This window comes from Caballeronia sp. (genome assembly GCF_049581465.1).
GTDB lineage: Bacteria > Pseudomonadota > Gammaproteobacteria > Burkholderiales > Burkholderiaceae > Caballeronia.
The window spans coordinates 1-4636 of the sequence record NZ_JBAUSA010000232.1; the positions used below are offsets into that span (position 1 = coordinate 1).

The 4636-nt window shown below is 59.2% G+C and carries 4 protein-coding genes and 1 pseudogene; all 5 read left to right on the forward strand.

Annotated elements, in window-relative coordinates; genetic code table 11:
- A pseudogene (locus WCA53_RS05770) lies at window positions 1-201 on the forward strand (LysR family transcriptional regulator); the annotation flags it as partial.
- 159 nt (window positions 202-360) lie between these two features.
- The gene (locus WCA53_RS05775; RefSeq protein WP_423906772.1) at window positions 361-1731 is read left to right on the forward strand and encodes a GH1 family beta-glucosidase; all 1371 of its coding nucleotides are present in this window, start codon (window positions 361-363) and stop codon (window positions 1729-1731) included.
- Window positions 1732-1797: 66 nt separating this feature from the next.
- Complete coding sequence (locus WCA53_RS05780) at window positions 1798-3036, forward strand: ABC transporter substrate-binding protein (protein ID WP_423906777.1); 1239 nt, start codon at window positions 1798-1800, stop codon at window positions 3034-3036.
- Window positions 3036-3980 carry a carbohydrate ABC transporter permease gene (locus tag WCA53_RS05785; RefSeq protein ID WP_423906780.1) on the forward strand — a complete coding sequence of 315 codons (945 nt, stop codon included), beginning with the start codon at window positions 3036-3038 and terminating at the stop codon, window positions 3978-3980. Before WCA53_RS05780 ends, WCA53_RS05785 begins: the two co-directional genes overlap by 1 nt.
- On the forward strand, window positions 3977-4636 hold a 660-nt coding region (locus tag WCA53_RS05790), incomplete at its 3' end, for a carbohydrate ABC transporter permease (protein ID WP_423906784.1). The genes WCA53_RS05785 and WCA53_RS05790, both read left to right, overlap by 4 nt.

The following is a 4636-nucleotide window of genomic DNA, read 5'->3' on the forward strand; positions in this document are numbered from 1 at the left end:
AGGCAGATGGAAGCATTGACGACTGTGCCGACGTTCATAGCCGGCGCGTGGCAAGAGGCGCTCGGCTTGTCATGTAGCCGCCTTCCCTTCGATGTCCCCGAATACGAAGTGTCCGTGACGTGGACAACCGCTAACGACGCCGACGCAGGCCTGAACTGGTTGACGTCGCTGTTCGCCGAAGCGTTCGGCGGGGCCGCCTAGGTTAGCGGGTGGTCCTGCGAGCCGAACCACCGCTAAGCGCACAAAACACCCCGTTCCTCGTCTACATACAAACACTGATTGTTCGGGCTAATTCCGCGCTGCTATTGTTCGAAGTCGCTTGTGGAAGCGCTTCCACTCAATCCCTGAAGAGGAATTCTCGTGCCAATCGAAGCACCCGTTGATCCGTTTTCCCCGCCCTCCGATTCCGTCCTCTGGAAACGCAATTTCCTGTTGGGCGCCGCCACCGCTGCGTATCAGATAGAAGGTGCCGTCGATGAAGACGGCCGGCTCCCGTCGATCTGGGACACGTTCTCGGCCATTCCCGGCAAGGTTCTCGCCGGCGACACAGGGGCTCGCGCGTGTGAGCACTACCAGCGCTGGGAGACCGACCTCGACTTGCTGTCGGAACTGAATGTGGATGGCTATCGCCTGTCGATCGCGTGGGGACGCGTGATGGACGAAGCGGGACGCCCTAACAAGAAAGGCATTGAGTTCTACAAGCGCCTTGTCGGGCGGCTTAAGGAAAAGGGACTCAAGACCTTCGTCACGCTGTATCACTGGGATTTGCCGCAGTATCTGGAAGACCGCGGCGGCTGGCTTAATCGCGACACCGTTTATCGCTTTGCCGACTACGCCGACTTGATGAGCCATGAGCTTGCCGGCCAAGTCGACGCATGGGCAACACTCAATGAACCCTGGTGCTCGGCGTATCTGGGCTATGGCAATGGCCACCACGCGCCAGGCCTCGCCAATGGCCGCTACGCCACCCAGGCGCTTCATCACCTGCTGCTCGCACATGGCACCGCCGTACCCGTCATTCGTGCCAACGATCCGGGCTCGATGGTCGGAATTGTCGCGAACGTGGGCAAGAGCTCGGCCAATTCAAATAGCGAAGCGGATGCGCGCGCCGCGCATCTGTTCGAGGTCCAGCACAACGCGTGGATTCTCGATCCGCTGCTGAAAAAATCCTATCCCAAGGATCTGTTCGAACTATGGCCGGGTACCGAGCCGCTCGTTCTCGATGGCGACATGGAGGCCATCGGCGCGCCGCTGGACTTCCTCGGCATCAACTATTATTTCCGCTCCAACGTAAAGAGCGATGGCGCGCACGGCTTCACCGAAGTGCCGCTGGAAGGCGTCGAGCGCACGCAGATGGGCTGGGAGGTTTACCCCGACGGTCTGCGCGATCTTCTCATTGGCTTTAAAGAGACCTATAGGAACCTGCCGCCGGTCTATATTACTGAGAACGGCATGGCGTCCGATGACAAGGTGGTCGATGGACGCGTGGACGATCCCCAGCGCATCTCGTTCCTGAAACGTCACCTGGCCGCTGTCGATAGCGCGGTCAAGGCCGGCGTAGATGTGCGTGGCTACTTCATCTGGTCGCTCATGGACAACTTCGAATGGGCGTTTGGTTATGAGCGCCGGTTTGGCATAGTGCATGTCGACTACGAAACTCAAAAACGCACGCTAAAACATAGCGCGCAACTAGTCGCGAAGTTCCTGGCCGAGCGCAACGCCCGCGCCTGACCGTACCTAATCGCTCGAAAGCGATGTATGCCATGACAATTGGGCACAAGGCCCGGAGGAGACACGATGAGTAGCATTAAGAAGATTGTCGTTAGCGTGATTGCAGCGGTAGCGGCAATCGGCGCCGCGCACGCCGATGAACCACTCAAGGCGAACGTGATTCACTGGTGGACGTCCGGTGGCGAATCGGCTGCCATCAAGCAGTTCGCGGACGCCTATGACAAGGCAGGCGGCTTGTGGGTTGACAACGCTGTGGCCGGCGCGGACCAAGCGCGTTCGACCGCCATCAACCGCATCCTGGGTGGCGATCCGCCCACCGCTGCGCAGTTCAATACGTCGAAGCAATTCCACGACATCATTGACCAGGGTTTGCTGAACAACGTCGACCAGGTCGCTGCAAAGGAAAACTGGGACAAGATTTTCCCGCCGTCGATCCTCTCCAGCATCAAGGTGAACGGACACTTTTACGCGGCGCCCGTGGATATCCACATGCCGGCATGGTTCTTCTACTCGAAGCCCGTGTTCCTGAAGGCAGGCATCACGAAGGAGCCAGCCAACTTCAATGAGTTCATTGGCGATCTCGACAAGCTCAAGGCGGCCGGCGTGATTCCGCTCGCACTGGGTGGTCAGGCATGGCAAGAGAAGATCACCTTTGACGCCATTTTCGCCGATGTCGGCGGCCCGGACCTGTACCTCAAGGTGTACCGCGATCGCGATGTGAACGCGGTCAACTCCGACGCATTCAAGAAGGTGCTGGTAGCGTTCAAGCAATTGCATGCCTACGTTGATCCAGGCTCGCCTGGCCGCAACTGGAACGACGCGACCGCGCTCATGATTTCTGGCAAGGCGGGCGTCCAGATCATGGGCGACTGGGCCAAGGGCGAGTTCATCGCTGCGAACGAAACGGCGGGCAAGGACTTTGGCTGCTTCCCAGGCTTCGGTCCGCGCTCACCGTATCTGGTCTCAGGCGACGTGTTCGTGTTCCCGAAGACGGACAACGCCAACGCCATCAAGGCGCAGCAGTTGCTTGCAACTGTCATGACGTCGCCCGCCGCTCAAGTTGCGTTCAGCGCGAAGAAGGGTTCGATCCCGATTCGCCCCGACGTCGACACGTCCAGCCTGGACATCTGTGCGAAGGAAGGTATTGCGATCATGAAGGACACGTCGCGTCAGTTGCCGAATCCGGAAATGCTGGTCCCGCCGGACATCAACGGTGCCTTGACGGATGCGATCACGAACTTCTGGAACAAGAACGAGTCGGTCGAGGATGCACAGAAGGCATTCGCCAGCGGGCTTAAAAGCTGATGGCCGCGACGCCCGCTGACAATAGCTTGCGTAAGCCGGCGCGTCGTGCGAAACGCAAACCGCTGAGGAAGCGGTTTGCGCTCGCAGCTTATGTCGCGATGATTCCGATGGCGCTCACAGTCGTGTTTGCGTACCTCGGCACCATGCTATGGACGTTGCGCACGTCGTTCACCAACTCGCGCACGTTTCCCTCGACAAGCTTTGCGGGCGTCTCGCAGTATGTGAGGCTTTTCAATAACGACCGCTGGATGCTTTCGCTGCAAAACATCGTGATCTACGGTGTCCTATTTATCGTTGCCTGTCTCGCGATTGGACTGCTGCTAGCGATCTTCATCGACCAGAAAGTGGTGGCGGAAGGCGCGCTGCGAACGGTCTTTTTGTATCCCTATGCAATGTCCTTCGTTGCGACTGGTCTCGTCTGGCAATGGATCCTGAACCCTGAACTCGGCATCCAGGAAGTGCTGCACCGGATCGGCTTTCCGAATGCACACTTCGACTGGATAATGGACCAGGACCGGGTGGTCTATACGCTGGTTATCGCGACCGTGTGGCAGGCGTCGGGACTGGTGATGGCGTTGCTGCTCGCGGGGTTGCGCGGCGTTGATGACGAGATCTGGAAAGCGGCGCGTGTGGATGGCATTCCGCGCTGGCGGGTCTATACGAACATTGTCATACCCATGCTCGGCGCGTCACTTTCAACGGCTTTCATCCTGCTGTTCGTGATGGTCGTCAAGCTATACGACGCCGTCGTCGCGATGACGCAAGGCGGACCCGGCACAGCCAGCGAAGTACCCGCGAAGTTCATCATGGATTACCTCTTCGGGCGTGCAAACCTGGGGATGGCGTCTGCGGCGTCCATCGTCTTGCTGGTTACCGTGCTCGCGATCCTCGCGCCGGTCTTCTACGTCCGCAGCCGTGCGCTGCGCCTGAGAGGTTCCCGATGAATTCGCCACGTCCTCCGTTGAAACGAGGCTCCCGGCTCACGCCCGCGCGCTTAGGCGTCTATGCGTTCCTGCTTACGTCGGCGCTGTTTTTTCTCCTGCCGCTGTACGTCATGCTGATCACGTCGGTCAAGCCGATGACCGAGATTCGTCTTGGCAACTTGTTGTCCCTGCCGGCGCATTTCACGCTCGACGCATGGAGCGTCGCTTGGCAGTCGGCCTGTACCGGGCTCAATTGCAACGGCATCCGGGTCGGCTTCTGGAACTCGGTGCGCATTGTCGTGCCGAGCACGATACTGTCCATTTTGATCGGCGCGGTGAATGGCTACGCGCTGTCGTTCTGGAAGCCGCGTGGTGCGGGTCTTTTGTTCGCGGTCCTGCTGATGGGCGCGTTCATCCCCGTGCAGGTGATGGTCTATCCACTCGTGCGCGTGCTGGCTTCGGTGCATCTCTTTAGCTCGTTGCCGGGCATTGTCGTGATTCACATGATCTTCGGCATGCCGGTGATGACCCTGCTATTTCGCAATTACTACGTCGCGCTGCCGCACGAACTCTTTCAGGCGGCGCGCGTGGACGGTGGTGGATTCTGGCGCATCTTCCTGCAACTCATGGTGCCGATGTCCACGCCGATCATTGTCGTCGCCGTCATCATGCAGGTC